This is a genomic window from Paraburkholderia tropica (assembly GCF_900109265.1).
GTDB classification, from domain to species: Bacteria; Pseudomonadota; Gammaproteobacteria; order Burkholderiales; family Burkholderiaceae; genus Paraburkholderia; species Paraburkholderia tropica.
In genome coordinates this window covers 213,062-230,933 of sequence record NZ_FNZM01000001.1, presented here as the reverse complement: position 1 = coordinate 230,933, position 17,872 = coordinate 213,062, and the positions used below count along the sequence as shown (strand labels likewise).

17 protein-coding genes are annotated in these 17,872 nt (G+C 65.7%); 2 read left to right on the top strand and 15 right to left on the bottom strand.

All coding sequences use genetic code 11. From position 1 onward, the window contains the following. Nucleotides 1-5: 5 nt before the first annotated feature. The 4 genes from BMY06_RS40040 to BMY06_RS00955 form a co-directional block, all read right to left on the bottom strand. Nucleotides 6-716 carry a hypothetical protein gene (locus tag BMY06_RS40040; RefSeq protein WP_065061685.1) on the bottom strand — a complete coding sequence of 237 codons (711 nt, stop codon included), beginning with the start codon at nucleotides 714-716 and terminating at the stop codon, nucleotides 6-8. A 22-nt stretch (nucleotides 717-738) separates the two neighbouring features. Beyond that, nucleotides 739-975, bottom strand: coding sequence for a RebB family R body protein (locus tag BMY06_RS00965; protein WP_065061686.1), 237 nt, complete (start codon nucleotides 973-975; stop codon nucleotides 739-741). Between the two features lie 144 nt (nucleotides 976-1,119). Beyond that, entirely contained in the window at nucleotides 1,120-1,674 is a 555-nt protein-coding gene (locus BMY06_RS00960; protein ID WP_065061687.1) for an RNA polymerase sigma factor, read from the bottom strand. A 98-nt stretch (nucleotides 1,675-1,772) separates the two neighbouring features. Continuing rightward, entirely contained in the window at nucleotides 1,773-2,450 is a 678-nt protein-coding gene (locus tag BMY06_RS00955; protein WP_065061688.1) for a Crp/Fnr family transcriptional regulator, read from the bottom strand. Nucleotides 2,451-2,894: 444 nt separating this feature from the next. Between BMY06_RS00955 and BMY06_RS38345 the strand changes: the two genes are divergently transcribed. Both BMY06_RS38345 and BMY06_RS00950 read left to right on the top strand, forming a co-directional pair. Continuing rightward, nucleotides 2,895-3,158, top strand: coding sequence for a hypothetical protein (locus BMY06_RS38345; protein WP_124260641.1), 264 nt, complete (start codon nucleotides 2,895-2,897; stop codon nucleotides 3,156-3,158). Nucleotides 3,159-3,166: 8 nt separating this feature from the next. Then, nucleotides 3,167-3,781, top strand: coding sequence for a thioredoxin fold domain-containing protein (locus BMY06_RS00950; RefSeq protein ID WP_065061689.1), 615 nt, complete (start codon nucleotides 3,167-3,169; stop codon nucleotides 3,779-3,781). A gap of 320 nt (nucleotides 3,782-4,101) precedes the next feature. Here the strand turns inward: BMY06_RS00950 and BMY06_RS00945 are convergent, their stop codons facing one another. The 11 genes from BMY06_RS00945 to BMY06_RS00895 form a co-directional block, all read right to left on the bottom strand. Continuing rightward, a complete protein-coding gene (locus BMY06_RS00945) occupies nucleotides 4,102-5,043 on the bottom strand; it encodes a DUF1571 domain-containing protein (RefSeq protein ID WP_074981133.1) in 942 nt (313 codons plus the stop codon). 58 nt (nucleotides 5,044-5,101) lie between these two features. Then, entirely contained in the window at nucleotides 5,102-6,862 is a 1,761-nt protein-coding gene (locus BMY06_RS00940; protein ID WP_074981131.1) for an AMP-binding protein, read from the bottom strand. A gap of 140 nt (nucleotides 6,863-7,002) precedes the next feature. Further along, nucleotides 7,003-8,058 (bottom strand): alpha/beta fold hydrolase, encoded by a 1,056-nt coding sequence (locus BMY06_RS00935; protein ID WP_074981130.1) that lies wholly within the window; start codon nucleotides 8,056-8,058, stop codon nucleotides 7,003-7,005. Between the two features lie 84 nt (nucleotides 8,059-8,142). Next, nucleotides 8,143-9,063: an alpha/beta fold hydrolase gene (locus BMY06_RS00930; protein WP_074981128.1), complete on the bottom strand. Its 921-nt coding sequence runs from the start codon at nucleotides 9,061-9,063 to the stop codon at nucleotides 8,143-8,145. Between the two features lie 6 nt (nucleotides 9,064-9,069). Continuing rightward, the gene (locus BMY06_RS00925) at nucleotides 9,070-9,972 is read right to left on the bottom strand and encodes a metal-dependent hydrolase (RefSeq protein WP_074981126.1); all 903 of its coding nucleotides are present in this window, start codon (nucleotides 9,970-9,972) and stop codon (nucleotides 9,070-9,072) included. Continuing rightward, the gene (locus BMY06_RS00920) at nucleotides 9,969-10,907 is read right to left on the bottom strand and encodes an SDR family NAD(P)-dependent oxidoreductase (protein WP_074981124.1); all 939 of its coding nucleotides are present in this window, start codon (nucleotides 10,905-10,907) and stop codon (nucleotides 9,969-9,971) included. Before BMY06_RS00920 ends, BMY06_RS00925 begins: the two co-directional genes overlap by 4 nt. Before the next feature lie 29 nt (nucleotides 10,908-10,936). After that, complete coding sequence (locus BMY06_RS00915) at nucleotides 10,937-12,493, bottom strand: flavin-containing monooxygenase (RefSeq protein ID WP_074981122.1); 1,557 nt, start codon at nucleotides 12,491-12,493, stop codon at nucleotides 10,937-10,939. A gap of 351 nt (nucleotides 12,494-12,844) precedes the next feature. Further along, a complete protein-coding gene (locus tag BMY06_RS00910; RefSeq protein WP_080180832.1) occupies nucleotides 12,845-13,756 on the bottom strand; it encodes a MerR family transcriptional regulator in 912 nt (303 codons plus the stop codon). A gap of 129 nt (nucleotides 13,757-13,885) precedes the next feature. Further along, nucleotides 13,886-14,710: an OmpW/AlkL family protein gene (locus tag BMY06_RS00905; RefSeq protein WP_080180860.1), complete on the bottom strand. Its 825-nt coding sequence runs from the start codon at nucleotides 14,708-14,710 to the stop codon at nucleotides 13,886-13,888. 193 nt (nucleotides 14,711-14,903) lie between these two features. Then, nucleotides 14,904-16,178, bottom strand: a complete 1,275-nt coding sequence (locus BMY06_RS00900) for a DUF2957 domain-containing protein (RefSeq protein WP_065064437.1) — start codon at nucleotides 16,176-16,178, stop codon at nucleotides 14,904-14,906. 123 nt (nucleotides 16,179-16,301) lie between these two features. Continuing rightward, the gene (locus BMY06_RS00895) at nucleotides 16,302-17,669 is read right to left on the bottom strand and encodes a DUF2957 domain-containing protein (protein ID WP_074981118.1); all 1,368 of its coding nucleotides are present in this window, start codon (nucleotides 17,667-17,669) and stop codon (nucleotides 16,302-16,304) included. Between the last annotated feature and the right edge of the window lie 203 nt (nucleotides 17,670-17,872).

The following is a 17,872-nucleotide window of genomic DNA, read 5'->3' as shown; positions in this document are numbered from 1 at the left end:
GTCGGCTAGCCGCCCTTGCGGTCCAGCAGCGACTGATACTTGTTGATGCTCTGGTCGATCTTTTCGAGCGCGAAATGCGCGGATTCGCCTTCGATGGCGCCTGCGGCCGCCGCGACGGCCGCCGCCGTGCCGACCAGCAGATCGGTGATCAGCACGCCGAGCGCATCCTCGGCCGCGCCCTTGATGTCTTCCTGGAGCAGCTTCTCGGTCATGTTCTTGAGCAGCACGCTCTTGCTGGCGAGCGCGAGCTTGCTCGCACCGTCGAAGTAGTTCGCGGCCGACTGCGCGACGAGTCCGCTCGCCTGGCTGATCATCATGTTCGGACCGGCGGCGATCTGGCTGCTCGCGTAGGCGGTCGTCTCGGCGTTGGTCAACTGGACCGCCTGCACGATCTGACTGTTGAGCGCGTCGGTGGCGGGCGCAGCGGCCGCGCCGCCTTGCATCTGCGCGGTGAAGCCCGCAAGCGGACTCGCGGGCGGGCTCGCCGGGGTGGCCGGTGCCGTGGACGGGCCGGCGGTCGCCGCGCCGCCGTTTGCCGTGCCGGTGGCGCTTTGACTCGCGGCGGTCGCGCCGGCGTTGTCCGCGCCTGACGTCGCGCCAGCCTCAGGTGATGAGGCCGACGATGAGGGCGACGCCGCAGCGGGCGGCGGTGTGGGCGGCGCGGCGCTGGCGGCGCTCGCGGCGGACTTGCCGCCAAAGAGGTCCTTGAGGCTCATGGTTCAGGTCTCCGCACGCGCGTCAGCTCTTGTCGCCGACGGCGAGAATCATCGTCACGGCCTTGGAAATCACGGCGCTGGAAATCTGGTTCAGCGCCTGCTGGCTGTGCACGGCGTTCTGCAACGACAGGCCCGCCGAATGACTGGCGAACTGATAGAGCGAAGCGAGCGCCTGGGCCGGGGCTTCGGCCACGACCTTGACGTTGGTTTGGGTGACGGCGTCGGTGATCTGGCCGTTGACGGCGGTGTTGTCTGCCATGACGACTCCTTAAGTACGGCATGGGGGTGGCGGAAAGCGCGAGGCGACTGGCATCGCGCTGCGTGGTTTGCCTGAATACGGACGCATCGCCGGCGTGCTTGTGAAGGCTGCGAAGCCGGCCGGCGACGCGCATGCGCGTCGCGCCTAGTCGAGCTTCTGGCGCAGCTTTTTGCGCAGCAGTTCGACGCGCTTGCGTGCGAGCGCCTCGCTGATGCCGAGCGTGTCGGCGATTTGCGGATACGGCAGTTCATCCTCGAATTTCAGGGCGAACAGCGTGCGTTGCGCGGGCGCGAGTTCGGCGACGGCCGCCTCCATGCGCGCGAGTTGCTGCTTGAGCGCGAGTTGCTGATCGATGGGCAGCGCGCGATCGGCGACGGCAATGCACTGCTCGTCTTCCCATTCGGCGCCGTGCTCGATCACGCGATCCTCGCGGCCGCGTCGGCGCGCATGATCGAGAAAGGCATGGTTGAGCGCGAGAAAGAAAAAGCCCGCGAGGTTCTTCACGCGATCCGGGGAGCGCTGCATGTAGAGATGGACTTTCAGCGCGGTGTCGGAGAGCAGATCGTCGGCGCGCGAGGGATCGCCCTTGCATAGCAGACGCGCGCGTCGGCGCAACTTGCCTTGCACATCTCTCCAGGTGCAATCGAATTGCTCGCGGTAGGCCGTGGTCTCGTCGCCGCCACAAGTTGTGATGTTCATTCTGCGTCCTCCGTGGGTGGAATCAGCAGGATCCGGCCAATCGTGTGAAGAAAGCAGTCGCGTACGTAACAACGCGCGCGATGCCCATGCAGCGTGCTTCATCCGGCCGTGGCGATATGGCGAAGGCGCTCCGGATTTTCGATGCACAGCATGTGTGCCTGCGGTCGGATCAGCCCTTCGCGCTGCCAGCGTTGCAGCAGCGAATTCAGGCGCGGCCGGCTCACGTTGAGCATCGCGGCCATGATGCTTTGATTGCCAGGCAGACGGACTTCGTGTCGCTCGCCGTCGCCCATGCGCGTGAGCAGATGGCGCGCGAGCCGCGCTTCGAGCCGGTACAGGCAGGCCGATTCCACGAAGTCGCTCAGTTGCTCGAGGCGATTGCAGAGCAGTTGCTGGACGCGCAGCATGAAGAGCGGATTGGCCTGCAACACGGCGAAATGCGCTTCGTGCAGCAGCGAGATCTCGCAGTCGGGACTCAGTTGCGCATTGAAGCTGCGGCGACGCGGATGCAGCAGCGCACTCTCGCCGACAAGCCCGCCCGCGAGCGTGTAGTCGAGGATGATTTCGCGCCCGCCCGGCTCGTGCAGCGTGTGATAGATGTGTCCGCGATGCACGAAGGCGACGAAATTCTCCGTATCGCCCTTGAAGAACAACAGCCGGCTGCGTTGAGCGGGCCAGGGCGTGAGGCGTTCGTCGATATGCTGCACGAGTGATTCGGGCAGCCCCTGTAGCAACGCGAATGAGCGAACCCCGTAATGGTCTTTGGCGGCTGGCATGACGTCCTTGCCTTTCTTGATGTGGTGTGGCGACTCACTGGCGGAAACGTCCTGCCATGCCGGATGTGAAGCGCAGGCCCCTTTACCCTGTCAATGTTGATAGCTGCGCTCGCCCGCGCCGCGCCTGCGCGCGACACGTGTCGCACGTGCGGAACGTGTGCGATGAGCGGATGATGCGGAGCGCATTGCATCGCGCATAGGCCGACCGCCGCGAGGCGAGCGTCATGCGGGATGCGTAATATGCCTTGTTTCAGGGCAGGATTCGAGAAATCGCCCGCCGCGCGAGAGAAAGGGCGGCGAAAGAATCGGTCGAATGCGGTAGCGAAGTTTGCGATCGCGAAAGGAAGCGCGATGCGTCGGCTTACCGAAACGCGAGACCGGGTATCGAATCGATTGACTTCAAATTAATTTGCATTCCAGATTAAATTGCCGGGCGATATCTGGGTGAAGAATCACAACGCATTTGCCGGCCGTCGTCGCGACGGAAAATCGCGCGCATTGCGCATTCAAACATTGCGCATCGCCAATTCGTCGCTCGCCGATTTCGAGTCGCGCAGCGTCCCGCAAACTCTCACCTTCGATCGCCTGGTCGCGCCTCCTGACATTTCTGCCAGGTTCGCGTCAGGGGCGGGCCACGTCTGCGCCATAAGATACGGGCTCCGCGCGCGGGCAACGCGCCTGCATTCGACGCGCGCGGAACGAACCTGAGGTGAATAATGAAGAAGTGGATCAGCATTCTGATCGCCGCGAGCGCATTCGGCGCGGCGGCGCCCACCATGGCCGCGGACGATCCCGCGACCGTCTGGCTGCCCGCCACGGCAGCCGCGCGATTCCAGAGCGCGAGCGCGATCGTCGAAGGCGCGAGCGGCGCGAACGTCAAGTCGACGCTTTACGTCTTCATGGACCCGAACTGTATTTTCTGTCACCTGGTGTGGAAGGCGCTGCAACCGTATGAAGCGGCGGGCCTGCAGGTGCACTGGATTCCGATGGGCTTCCTCAAGCCCGATTCGCCGGGCAAGGCGGCTGCGCTATTGCAGGCGAAAGACCGCGCGGCGCTCCTGAAGGTGCTGGAAACGCGCTACAACGAGAAGGACGAATCGGGCGGCATCGCGCCGCTCGCCACCATTCCCGCCGCGGCGAAAGCGCAACTCGACAGCAATATGCAGTTGTTCCAGGACCTCGGTTTTCAGGGCACGCCGTCGATCATCTACCAAGGTTCGGGCGGCCGCTGGGCCGACTATGACGGCGTGCCGAAGCTGAGCGCGCTGCCGGGCCTGCTCAATCTGCCCGAGCAGCCGATCACGGATCCGGAGTTGCAGAAGTATCGGTGAGACGTTCCAGGAGATGCGCGTCGAGGGTGAGACGCGGCGCGCATCGCCGCTTCACCGCACGCAGGCAAAAAGCGCTGAAGGTGAGGAATTCCAGGCGATCAACCATCAAGGTGAGTCGCCTGGCATGACGATCTATCACCCGAAGCACTCGGAATCACCTGGAATGACCCGAAACGGTCGGCCACGCGCTTCAAAAACGCAAAAGGTGAGGAATTCCAGGAGTCAGAGGCCGTATTTTCCGGTGAGCGCGCGATGCAACCCGCGCTTCACCCCGTCCACTCTCCCGAAAACCCTCACCTTGATCGCGACGCACGCGCGAACTAGAACTTGTAGTCCGGATTCTTCGGATCGAACGCTTCGGCATCGAAACTTTTCGGCGTGATGCTGTCGATCACGATCTTCTCGAAGATCTGCCCGTCGTCGCCGTACGCTTCCACGGTGCGGAAATACGGATGACGCAGATCGAGCCCGAGCGTCTGCTTCTTCGCGTAGAACTGCGGCTTGCCGCTCGGCGACGTGTAGGTGAGCGCGACCACGCGCACGCCGTTCATCGTCTTCACCTCGACTTCGGGCTTGTACGGCGCGCCCACTTGCACGTACTTCTTCGCGTCGGTCATGAACTGGCTGACGATGAACTCGGTCCCGAGATCGGTGATCTTGTGATTCGACTGCGAGTGCGCGAGCGTGCCGTCGAGCGCGGTCCACATCGGCATCACGCCGAGCAGGCCGCCCAGGTGGCCGTACATTTCATCGGACTTCTTCGAAGCGTCGTAGATCACTTCCTCGCCCGAATGCTCGCCGTCGGGCAGCCACTTCGCGTAGATGCGCAGCGGGTCGTGATCGAGTTTCACGAGCATGTGCGCGGGCTTGCTCGGCCACTTGCCGTTCAGGCGCTCCCAGCGCGACAGCGTGAACTCGTACGACGGATAACCCGACGGCCCGAGCTTGATGACCGTGGGCACCACGAGCGGATCGAGCGCCTGGAACAGCGCGGTGAGCTGCGCGTCGTCCATCTTCACGAGCGCGCCGCTCTTTTGCGCCTTCTGCAGCCAGCGCACCTGCTGATCGACGGAAAGCTTGCTCACTTCGGCGGCCGACGGCGCGGCGCCTTGCGGTGCGGCGGCGCCGGTCTGTTCGCTGGCGGCGTTGTCGTCCTGCGCGAACGCGCCGGCGCACGCGAGCGCGAGCGCCGCGCACGCGATCGCCCTGAATGCGCGGCGAGGTTGGCGAGGCAGCGAAGCAAGCGTTGAAGCGGTGTTCATGATGCGTCTCCCTGTTTATGTTGGCCTGCTCGATAAAAGCCGGTGAAGCCCGCGCGATCTACGCCGCGCGTTGCCTGGCGATTTCCTCGTCGCGCAGCGCGCGGCGCAGGATCTTGCCGACGTTGGTTTGCGGCAGCGCCTCGCGAAACTCCACGACGCGCGGCACCTTGTAACCGGTGAGCTGACGACGGCAATGCGCGATCACCGCATCGGCCGTGAGCGAGGGATCGCGCGCGACCACGAACACCTTCACGCGCTCGCCCTGCACGGGGTCGGGCACGCCGATGGCGGCCACTTCGCGCACGTCCGGATGCATCGCCACCACATCCTCGATCTCGCTCGGATACACGTTGAACCCCGATACGATGATCATGTCCTTCTTGCGGTCGATGAGCTTGATGAAGCCCTGTGCGTCCATCACGCCGATATCGCCGGTCGCGAGCCAGCCGTCGGCGTCTAGCACCTGCGCGGTTTCGTCGGGACGATTCCAGTAGCCGAGCATCACCTGCGGGCCTTTCACGCACAGTTCGCCGGGTTCGCCGATGTTGGCCCACGTGCCGTCCTCGCGGCGAAAACGGACTTGCGTCGACGGCACGGGCAAGCCGATCGAGCCTTCGAAATCGCGCATGTTCTGTAGATCGACGGGATTGGTCGCGACGATCGGCGAGCACTCCGTGAGTCCGTAGCCTTCGACGATCGGCTGCCCGGTCACGGCCTTGAAGCGGTCGGCGACGGCCTTCTGCGTGGCCATGCCGCCCGCCATCGCGAGCTTGAGCGCGGAGAAGTCGCGCCGACGGAATGCCTCGCTGTCGAGCAGCGCGTTGTAGAGCGTGTTGATCGCCGTGATGCCGGTGAAGGTTTCGCGGCGCAGGATCATCATCATGCGCTTCGTGTCGCGCGGATTCGCGATCAGGATATTGCGTCCGCCGAGCCCGAGAAAGATCAGCGCATTCACCGTGAGCGAATAGATGTGATAGAGCGGCAACGGCGTGAGCACCGTCTCGACTTCGCCGCTGAGTTGCGACGCCGACCACGCCTTCGCCTGCAGCACGTTGGCGAGAATGTTGCGATGCGTAAGCATCGCGCCTTTCGCCACGCCGGTCGTGCCGCCGGTGTATTGCAGAAAGGCGAGGTCGCCGCTCGTGCGCAGCGCGTTCGCGAGCGTGCGCCGCGCGCCGATGTCGAGCGCCGCGCGCAGACGCACCGCGTTCGGCAGCGTGTAGTTCGGCACCATCTTCTTCACGCGGCGCAGCACGAAATTGAGCAGACGACCCTTGAGATTGAGGCCGTCCGCGAGCAGATCGCCGAGACCCGTCACCGCGATGTGCTCGATGCGCGTGCCGGGCAGCGCTTCTTCGAGCGTCTTCGCGAAGTTCTCGAACACCACGATCGCGCGCGCGCCGCTGTCCTTCAACTGATGCGCGAGTTCGCGCGGCGTATAGAGCGGATTGACGTTGACGACCACCGCGCCCGCCTTGAGCGCGCCGAACAGCGCGACGGGATACTGAAACGTATTCGGCAGCATGATCGCGACGCGCTCGCCGGGCGCGATGCCCACGCCTTGCAGCCACGCCGCGAACGCTTCGGCCTTGCGTGCGAGCGCGCCATAAGTCAGCGACGCGCCCACGCTCACATAGGCCACGCGTTCGCTGAACTGCGAGACGCACTCGTCGAAATACTGCGAAATTGTTTCGTATTGCGTAACGTCGATCTCGGGCGGAACGCCGGCGGGATAGGACGCGTACCAGATGCCGTCGGTGTCGGGCGCGGCATGCTGCGCGCCGCGAGCCGTCGTCTGCGCTTGCAGTTGGGCTGCCATGGTCGTCTCCAGTCTGTCTTTGTTTTGGGCGCCGCGCGCGTGCTGATCGACACGGCCGCCCTTACGATAACAACGACGCCTCGCAAAACGCTTGCATCAGTACCGAGCAGTCACTCTAGCGGCGCGTGGCCGCGCGCCGTTCAGATCGCCGGACGTCCTTGCATGGGCGCGTCGAGCGGCAACTCGCGTTCGTCACGCTGATCGACGGCGATCGCGCGTTCGGCGCTCGCGTGCGCCGTGCCCGCGATCGCGCTGCGCAGCCAGTCGTACGTGGTCGACGGCGCGGTCACGGGCAACATGTGGCCGCCGTTCACGACCTTGAGCGACACGCGCGGCGACGCACGGCGCAGCGCCTCGCCGTGACGCGTCCAGTCGAGCACGATGTCGTCGCGGCCGAACAGCACGTCGACGGGCACGCCCAGCTGCGCATAACGCTGCGTCATCCGGTCGAGATCGTCGGCGTCCTCGATGGCGACGAGGTCGCGCGAACCGTTCACGAAGCCCTGCGGACGCAGGCTCAGCAGCGCGCCGCCGCGCGTGCGGAAGTCGCGCGGCACGGCTTCGGGCGCGAACACCGCGCGCAACGTGCTCGCGCTCGTGGCGAGGCCGAACGGCGTCGCGAACGTGCGCGACACGAAGCGGCGCACGGCATTCGAGCGCAGCACGAGCGGACGAAACGCCTTCGGCACCTCGGTCTGCACGTGCGTGAGCGGCGCGATCAGCGCGAGACGCGCCACCGCTTCCGGATGATCGAGCGCGACGGACAACGCGAGCGCGCCGCCGAGCGAATGCCCCACGAGCACGGTCTGTTCGAGCCCCAGCGCGGCGATGAAGTGCGCGACGCTATCGGCCTGCGCGCGAATATTCGCCGGGCCGTTCGGCGCGCGCGTCGAGTAGCCGGAGCCGGGGCGATCGAGCAGGATCACGCGATGGTCGCGCGCGAGCGCTTCCAGCGGCAGATACGCGAAGTTGCGCAACTGGCCGCACAGACCGTGCACGAACACGACGGGCTGACCGTCTGGGTTGCCGAATTCGACGTAATGCAGGCGCTCGCCGTCGATCTCGATGTGACGGCCGTCCATCGGCACGGCGGTTTCGATGCGGCGCGTGGCGCGTCGCGTATAGAGCGCGAGCGCGGCGCACGCGGCCACGATCACGGCGATTCCGGTTGCAAGGGGCAGGGCGATGGCGTTCACCGGCGGACCTCTCCGAAGGGGTGTGTCTCGATGTTGTCATGACCGCGCGTTGCTGCGTGGCGATGCGCGCGGTAACGACGCTGTTCAAGTTCTCTCAGGCAGCACGCTCGCGCGGGCGTCGCTCGTCTGCGAAGCCTCCACGGCCTGCACCGGCGGCGACGCCTCGTTGCGCACCCACGCGATGAAGCGATGCACGCGCGCGGCAATCAGCGGCGCGTCGCGCACCACGGTCCAGTGCGGCGCGTCGATGAGCTCGCGCCGGTAACGTCCGAGCCACTGCGCGACGTGCTCGGACATCGCGGGCGTCACATAGCGGTCGAAGCGCGGCACGATGAACTGGACGGGCACCTGCGTGCGCCGCTCGCGCGGCCGCCGCGCGCACGCGATGAAATTCGCGCGATACAGCTGCAAACCGTTCAGGCAGTTGCGCAATTGCTGCGGATCGCGTTCGGCGCGCACGCCTTCGGTCTTGCGCAGCCACCACGGCCAGAGCGCCGCGCCGCCGAGCCGCCAGACGAGCTGCGGCACCAGCGGCAGATGAAAGAACGCGATATACCAGGACTTGAGCGTCTGGCGGAAATTCGTCGGCGCGCGAAAGACGTGATCGAGGCACGGCCCCGAAATCGACGTATAGGACGCGAGGCGCGCCGCGTTGGCCGGATTGGTGACAGCTTCCCAGCACTGAATCGAGCCCCAGTCGTGCGCAACGAGATGAAACGGCCGCGCGCCGCACGTCGCCTCGGCGACCGTCATCAGATCGTGCGCGAGCCGTTCGAGCCGATAACCCGCGCGATTCGACGGCGCGCTCGACGCGCCCATGCCGCGCACGTCGTACGCGATCACGCGATAGCGCGCGTCCAGTTCGCGCCGCAACGCGTCCCACACGCGCGCCGAATCGGGATAGCCGTGCACGAGCACGAGCGGCGGCGCGTCGCGCGGGCCGCTCGCATAGACCGCGAGCCGCACGTCGCCGGCATCGACTTCGAAGGTTTCGATCGCGGCCATGATGCGTCAGGCCGCGCGCGGCGAGCCCGCCGGATGCAGCGGCACACGGCGCGGCGCGGCCTGCGAGGCGTACTGCGCGTTAGTGGCGTCGATCTGCGAGATCAGGCCGTCGATGCGTTCGAGATGCTGGCGGTTGTTGTGATCCCACGGATGAAAACCGGGCTTGAAGAAACGCAGCCATTCCATCGCGATGCTCGGGAACACGCCGTGGCGCGGACCGTAGAGAAACTTGAACAGCTTCCACCAGCCGCTGAATTTGCCGATGCGACGCTTGTGGCGGCGCATCAGCGCGAGGTGATAGTCGAACACGATGAGCCAGAACAGCACGGTGGTCGCGAGCATCGTGCCGGTGCGCATCAGATAGCGCTTCGGGCCCGGCTTGATGACCGTATTCCACACGTCGTACGAGACCGACTTGTGCTCGGTTTCCTCGAGCGCGTGCCAGAGCCACATCTGCTTGTAGCCATCGACCGAGCCTTCGATGCGCGAACCGGTTTCGGCGAGCAGCAGATCCGCGAGCATGGCCGTGTAGTGTTCGAGCGCGACCGTCTGCGCGAGTTGCAGCGAAGGCGGCAACACCTTGCGCGCGAAGTTGAGGATCGCCCACAGCCGCTTGTCGAGCTTGTGCGCGGGCAGTCCCGCCGCTTGCAGCAGGTCGTTGTACTCGACGTGCTCGCGCGTGTGCATGGCTTCCTGGCCGATGAAACCCATCACCTGCTTCTTGAGGTCGGGGTCGTCGATCTGGTCGCGATAGTGGCGCACGGAGTCCATGAAAAAGCGCTCGCCCGCGGGAAAAAGCAGCGACAGCGCGTTGAAGAAGTGAGTGACCGGCACGCCTTCGACGTGCCAGTCGCAAGCCCGTTCGGGCGGTAGCGCGAAGCGGATATCGCGTCGGACCGGCATGATCATGCTGTTTCTCCCTGATTATTGCCTGCGTTGTTGTTTCTTGCTCCGCCGTTGAGCGCGGCTTCGCGCGCGGCGCGTCGGGCGCGGCGGTTCGCCTTGGCGGCTTCGCGGCGCGCGCTCATCACGACGAGCGCCTGGTACGCGGACGGCAGCACGCGCGCGAGCCAGTCGGCGGCGCGCGCGTCGCGCCCGATCAGCACGCGGCGCGCGTTGCGGCGCACGCCCGTGAGGATCGTGCGCGCGGCGTCGTCGGCGGTGGTGATGAAGAACTTCTCGAATTCGTCCTTGCCCTGCTGCTCGCTCGCGACCATGAAGCCGACCATGTTCGACGCGACGCGGCTCGCCTGGGCGATGTTGGTGCGGATGCCGCCCGGATGCACGCAGGTGGCCGAGACGCCGCACTTCATCATGTCGAGTTCCTGGCGCAGCGATTCGGTGAAGCCGCGCACCGCGAACTTGGTGGCGTTGTAGCCGCTCATGCCCGGTTGCGCGAACAGGCCGAACACGCTCGACGTATTGACGATATGGCCGTCGCCCGACGCTTTCAGATACGGCAGAAACGCCTTCGTGCCGTGCACGACGCCCCAGAAGTTGATGTTCACGATCCATTCGAGATCGTCGTAAGACATGCCGTCGATGGTGCTGGAGAGCGCCACGCCCGCGTTGTTGAACACGAGGTTCACGCGGCCGTGCGCGGCGGCGGTTTCGTCGGCCCACGCGAACATCGCGTCGCGCTTGCCCACGTCGAGCACGCGCGTCGTCACACGCACGCTCGGCGCGAGCGCGCGCACGATGCGCTCGGTTTCGGCGAGGCCCACGGCGTTCTTGTCGGCGAGCGCGAGATGGCAGCCCGCGCCCGCGAGCTGCACCGCGAGCGAGCGGCCCATGCCCGAGCCTGCGCCCGTGATGGCGGCGACCTTGTTGTCGAAGTGTTTCATGTCAGTGCTCCCTCTCCCTGTTGGGCCGCTCAGGCGGCCTCGGTCGTGTGTGTCGTGTGCGCCGCGACGCTCAACGGTAGTTCGGCATCCTGATGATGTGTTTTGCGGAACACCTGATATTCGCCGATCGAAAAGCTCGCGGTGGCCTGGCGAAAGCGCCAGGTGAAGCCCGGCCAGAGCGTGGTGTTCTTGCCGTTGCGCGGATCGAGATACCAGCTCTTGCAGCCGCCCACCGACCAGATCGCGCGATCGAGCTTCTGCTGGATGCGCTCGTTGAAGCGCGCTTCGACGCTCGGACGAACCTCGATCGAATCGGCGCGGTCCTTCTTCATGGCGTCGAGCGCGCCGAGCACGTATTCGATCTGCGACTCGATCATGAACACCATCGAGTTGTGGCCGAGCCCCGTGTTCGGGCCGACCAGCATGAAGAAGTTCGGATAGCCGGGCAGCGCGGTGCCCAGATACGCATGCGCGCCGTTGCGCCACGTATCGACGATATCCACGCCGTCGCGCCCGATGATCGCGCCGCGCGGAAACGGATCGGCGACCTGAAAACCGGTGCCGTAGATGATGCAGTCGACTTCGCGATGCCGGCCGTCGGCGGTGATGACGCCGGTGGCGTCGATGCGCGCGATGTCGTTCGTCACCACGTCGACGTTCTCGCGCGTGAGCGCCGGATAGTAGTCGTTCGAGATCAGCACGCGCTTGCAGCCGATCGTGTAGTCGGGCGTGACGGCCGCACGCAACGCCGGGTCCTTCACGTGATGGCGGATGTGGCGCAGCGCGATCTTCTGCACGTTCTTCATCAGCGAGGGATGAATCGCGAAGCCGAGCACGCGCGATTCGAGCAGCCAGTACAGGCCCGTGCGCATGATCTTCTGCGTGAACGGCAGCGTGCGGAACATCCACTGCTCGAACGGCGAGAGCGCGCGGTCGGGTTTGGGCATGATCCACGGCGGCGTGCGCTGGAACAGGTCGAGCTTCGCCACTTTCGGCGCGATCTGCGGCACGAACTGGATCGCGCTCGCGCCCGTGCCGATCACGGCCACGCGCTTGCCTTCGAGCGCATAGGCGTGGTCCCAGTGCTGCGAGTGGAAGGCCTTGCCCGCGAAGCTTTCCACGCCGGGAATCGCGGGCAGCGCGGCGCGCGAGAGACCGCCCATCGCCGAAATCAGCACGCGCGCGCTGATGCGGCGGCCGTTCGCGAAGGCAAGGCGCCAGCAATGCGCGGCGTCGTCCCATTGCGCGCTCTGGAGCTCGTGGTCGAAGTTGAGCCACGGCGAGAGACGGAACTTGTCGACGCAGCGGTTCAGATACGCGCGAATCTCGGGCTGGGGCGCGAACATGCGCGTCCAGCGCGGGTTCGGCGCGAACGAAAACGAGTAGACGTGCGATTGCACGTCGCACGCGCAGCCGGGGTAATGGTTGTCCCGCCAGGTGCCGCCCACGGAGCCGGCCTTCTCGAATACGGCGAAATCGGTGTGGCCGCGCTGCAGCAGACGGATCGCCATGCCCAGCCCCGCGAAACCGGTGCCGATGATGGCGACGCCAAGCGGCTCGCCCAAAGACCGGGTGGATGCGTTCATCCGGATCGTCTCCCTATGGTTCATTTTTAACTGTTACATTGAATGATGTAAACATAGTGCGCGCGGCGAGATCGCGCAAGGGGCTAGAGGGAGCATTCGGGACACAACGCGCGGCGGCTGCGAATACGCGAAAACGCCTGCCTGGCATGGGTTTCAGGCGGATTTGGCGCGACTCGGACGGACGTGGGAGCGGGAAAAAACGGAGAGGAAAAAACGGGGCCGAAAACGCGGGAGCGTGTTTAGGGCGTTTTCAGGCGTCGAGCGCAAGGCACGCGAAAGCCGCGCAAAAGCCGAAACGCGAGCCGTGGCGGCGCGCGTCAGAAGCCGGATCGGCGTGAGATCGGCGGGAGATCAGCGCTTCTTCAGCGCGGACTTGAGCGAAGGTTTCTTTGCCGTGCGCGAGGCGCTTTTGCTCGCGGCCGGCGGCGCATCGGCGTCGCCATCCGCATCGGCATGGGGATCGGCGCTCGCGCGCTGGCCGAGTTTGGCGTCGAGGATGGTGGCCACGCGGCCGCCCAGATACTCGCTCGACTGCGCTTCGAGCGCGCGCAGGATCTCGTTCTCGACGAACACCGAGGAGAGCGGACGCAGCCGCCAGATCGCCTCGACGAGTCCCGGCATGTCGGTCGCGGGCGGCAGCGCGCCGGCGTCGTAGCGGTCGAGATGGCGCACGACCATTTCCACCAGCACGCGCGCGATGGCGTCGAAATGCGGACGCGCCTTCTCCAGCACGTCGAGCAGGTCGCGCGCGGGAATGCCTTCGCGCACGGTGGCCGCGGCCGCGTCGAGCATGGCCGGATTGCGCGCGACGAACGACAGGCCCTTGCGTTCCAGCAGGCCGAATTCGGCGAGCCGCGTGAGGCTGCTGGGCGCCTGCGGGCCGAACAGCTTGATCAGTTCGGGCAGCGAATAGGTTTTGGGCCGCGCATGCGACCACGGACCGCCGATCGCGTTTTCGAGGCCGAGGATCGAGCGCAGATCGCCGCCGTCGTCGATGGCCTTGATGAGGTCCTGGATATTCGAGAGCGTGTAGCCGCGCGCGAGCAGGTGATTGATGAGCTTGAGCCGCGCCACGTGCGAGTCGTTGTAAATGCCCACGCGGCCGCGCTTGTCGGGCGGCATGAGCAGATCGCGGTCCTGATAGGCGCGCACGTTGCGCACCGTGGTGCCGGTCACGCGCGCGAGTTCGTCGACGGTGTACTCGCTGTCGTCGGGGCGCTCGGGCGCGGAATCGGGAACGGGAGTCGTGGGCGTTTTCGGCATGCGCCGATTTTAGCGCGAGCCGCCGTGCTCGCGCGAGCCGATGTCCGCCGAAATCGTCCCGCTATCCGCCTTATATTGCTGCAAGTGTGCGCATGCACGCGCAACGCGGCGTGCATGCGTAAGCGCCGGTCAGAACTTGTAAGAGACCGCGAGGAACGAAATGATCGGGTCGGCCTTGAGTTCGGCGCGGCTCACGCCGAGTTCGGTGCCGTCGGCGGCCTTGATGATCACGGATGACGTGGTCTTCAGCGGAATATACGTCAACGACGCCACCAGCCCGAGATGCTGCGTGATCTGATATTCCGCGCCGATATTGAACACCGGCTGCCACGACGACGACGCCTTCGCGCTGATCTGCGTCTGCCCCGTCTTGCCCGCGCCCGCCGCGAGCACCGAACCCAGATTGTCCTGGGTCGCCTTCACGAAGTTCGGGTTGAGCTGGATGTCCGAGAACCAGTTGTACGACACGCCGATCCCGACGAACGGCCGGAACTTCGCATCGGCGTCGCGGAAGTAGTACTGGAAGATCACCGCCGGGCTCCACTGCCGCACGCTCTGGACGATCGGATTGGTGGCCGGATCGTCGAGATTCTGGCTGCCAAGCGCGCCCGCCGGTCCCGGCGGCTTGATTGTGCCGTGGCCGTAGAGCTTGAATTTCGGCGGCACGCCCGCCACCGTCGAGACCGCGATGTGATCGGTCAGGAAGTGGCTGAAGACGAGGCCCACGGTGTTCGCGTTGTTCGTCGTCAGGCTCGTGCCCGGCGAGGTGAACGAGTTCGGCAGACGCAGCGGCGTGTTGATCGGCGTGGGCGCGACCGTGGTGGTGAGCGGCGTGCTCGATTGCTGGGGCGCGACGTGGAACCAGCCGAGTACGGCGACGTTGTCGCCCGCATGCTGGGCATGCGCAGCCGTGGACATGCCGGCGACCATCGCCGCCAGCGCAAGACGTCTCATCATTGTTGTTCCTCCCTGTTTCTCTCAGGTTCGGGCAAACCTGCCTGCGCGCGGCGGCCGTCTCATGAACGGCCGGTCCTGCGCGTGCCTTGCGGCCCGTGTGCGCGTTGCCGGCGGCGCGCACACGGAGAGCGGTTGCCTCATGGGCACGGCATCGTCATGTGTCGATCGATGCGCGTGGCGGGCGTGCGGATTACTGCACGAACGCGCCCGCGGTGAAGTACGGCGACGAAGCATTCGTCAGGTCGAGGAAGCCGAACACGCCGCCCGTGAAAATCATCTTGCCGGTCGGCGTGGTGCCGGTCGACGCATTCACGTGCGTGGTGGTCACGAGACCCGGCACGCTCTCGGTGAAGTTCAGATCGAGCGCGGTGGCCAGCGCCGCCTGCGACGCGTTGAACGGATCGAGCAGCGTGCCCTGCGTGCCCGACAGCGCCAGCGTGCGGTAATCGAACTGGCTGTCCACGCCGATGTACTCGCCGTCCTGCGAACCCTGCGCGACGGCCGTCTGCGGCGCGAGCACCGAGATGCCCGACTCGTCGTCGGCGACCGGACCGGTGGCGCCGCTCTGCGGATCGACGCCGACCTGCGGATACGCCACGCCCGTGCGCACGAGCACCGGCACGAGCTGATTGCGCAGCTTGCCGACGATCATGAAGCCCTTCGCCGCGTTCTTGCCGGTGACGAGCGTGGGCTTGACCTGCCCCTGGAAGTTGTCGGTTTCGAACGCGCCGCTGCCGTCGCTCGACTGCACGAAATTCGTGCCGGGCTGCTGGCAGGTGCCGGCGTTCACGCCGCTGTTGTCGCACTCCTGCCACGTGCCGTCGGCGTTGATGGTGATCTTCGCGTCGACGGCGGCCGGCAGGAAGTTCTGCGACGGCACCTGGTGATAGCCGAGCTGGTTATACGTGCCCGCGACGTTGGCGATATTGGTTTCGAGCGTCGAAAAACCGATGAACGGGTAGTACGGGAACTTCGTGTCCGGCACCACGCCGATGCCGCCCGAGCCCGCGAACTGGATTTCCGCGCCGGGAATCGTGCCGCCCGCGACGCCGAAGCCGATGAACACGCGCGCCGGACGGCTCGCATCGAGGCTCGCGCCGTTGAGCTGGAACGCGCACTGATTGAGCTTCGCCGTGGGCAGCGCGGTCTCCTGGGTAATCGTGCCCGAGACCACCTGGCCCTTGCGCGTGGGCGTGACCGTGCCGGTGGTGGCCGGAATCGGCGATTCGACGTAGGTGATCTGCCAGGTCTTCTTCGTGGTGTCGAGCTGGAGCTTGACCAGTTCGCCGTCGCCGCCGCCGCCCGTGTAGACCGTGTTGTAGTCGAGCGAGGTCGGGCACAGGGCGGTTTCGACCAGCGGCGGGCTGCCGCTGCCCCCGCCGCCGCAGGCGCTCAGCGTGAGCAGCAGCGGCGCGCCGAGCGCCGAGAGCTTCGCGAGGTGCTTTACGGAATGCTTCAATGTCATACCGCGTCTCCGGAATATTCTTGTTGGCGGGGCGCAGGCTCCCTGTCCTTGCGCCCCTTTTCGAGCTTGCTTGCTGCTATTTCGGCCTCCTGAGCGATGGCTCGAGGAGGCGCGCCGGCGGCTTTACTGCGGCTGGATCAGTGCGCCCACACCGAAGTACGGCGAGTTGGACGTCTGACTGTTCGCGGATGTCGAGGTCACGCCGCCGTTCTCCTCGCCGTTCAGGAAGATCCCGTACAGGCCGCCCACGGCGATCACGTTGCCCGCATTGCCGTTGTTGTCGGTCGCGCCGATCAGGCCCGGATGCGTTTGCGTGTAATCGAGCGTGAAAGTGCTCTGCGTCGTCATCGTCGAGGGCTTGAGGAAGCCGGCGGTTTGGCCGTTGATGAGCGTGGCCGTGTAGGCGAAGTTCGAGTCGGCGCCGATATAGCTGCCGTCGAACGAACCGGACGTGAGCGACGTGGCGGGCGCCATCATCGCGATGCCGGATTCGTCGTCGATGGCGATCGTCAGCAGGTTCTCGTTCACGTAGCCCGTGCGCACGACGACCGGCACGATCTTGCCGTTGAGCTTGCCGAGAATCAGGTGGCTCGCGCCGCCGGTCGCCAGCCCCGAGAACTGCGGCGTGATGATGTGCGGCGCGTTGCTGCTCGTGAAATAGCTGCCGTTGGGATCGGTGGCCCATTGCGACGAGGACGTATCGCATTGCGTGTTGGTCGCGCCGCTCGTCACGCTGCAATTGCCGCTCGCGTCGTAGGTCTCCTGCGCCGTGGTCGCGGCCGCCGCGAAGCTCTGCGTCGGCACGATGTGATACAGCAGCGCGTTCCAGTTGCCCTGCAGATCCGCGATGTTCGTGCTGACCGACGAGAAGGCGAGAAACGGATAGAAGTCGAAGGTGCGCGACTGGACATTCGGGAACAGCAGCGCGGCGAGGCTGTCGCCTTGGAGGTTGACCGTCGCGCCGGGAATGCCGCCGCCCGCCACGCCGTAGCCCACGTAGATCGTGGGCGGATTGTCCGCGTTATAGGCCGTGGTGTAGCTGTTGCCGTTGAGCGTGCCGGTGCCCGCCTGGAGCTGGAACGCGCAGGCGATCTGCGCGGCCGTGGGCAGCGCGCCGCTCGGCGGATGCTGGACCGCGCCGGTGACCGTGAGGCCCGCGCGCGTGGCCGACACCGAACTCGATTGCGCCGGTATCGGCGAAGCGAGATAGGTCAGCGTGTAGGTCATCTTCGTCGGATCGATGTTCAGGCTCACGACCTCGCCGCTGCCCGCGCCGCCGAGATAGGTGTTCTTCGCGATGTCGGCATCGGCGGGGCAGAGCGCCGTGGCGGCCGGCTGGCTCGTGGGCGCGCCCTGGTTCGTGCAGGTCGAGCCCGAACATTGCGCCGGCGTGATCGGCGCGGGGTCGCTGGCGTTGCCTCCACCACAAGCGACGAGTAACGGCGTTGCGGCTGCGGCCAGCGCGACGCAGCGGACAATGCTCTCCAACATGTGTCTGCCTCCCTGTCTCGTAATAATTTGTGCGGTGAAGATTGGATCATTACATTGACCGCTGTCAATTGAACGAATCACTCTAAAAGCCGCCATCAGGGCGCTTCCGCTTGCTCCGTCGCGGCCGGGGCGGATGCAACGCGGGTTTGTCCTGATGTGTGATTGAGACGCGCCGGCGTCGCTGAGCAAAGCGTATTCCCGGA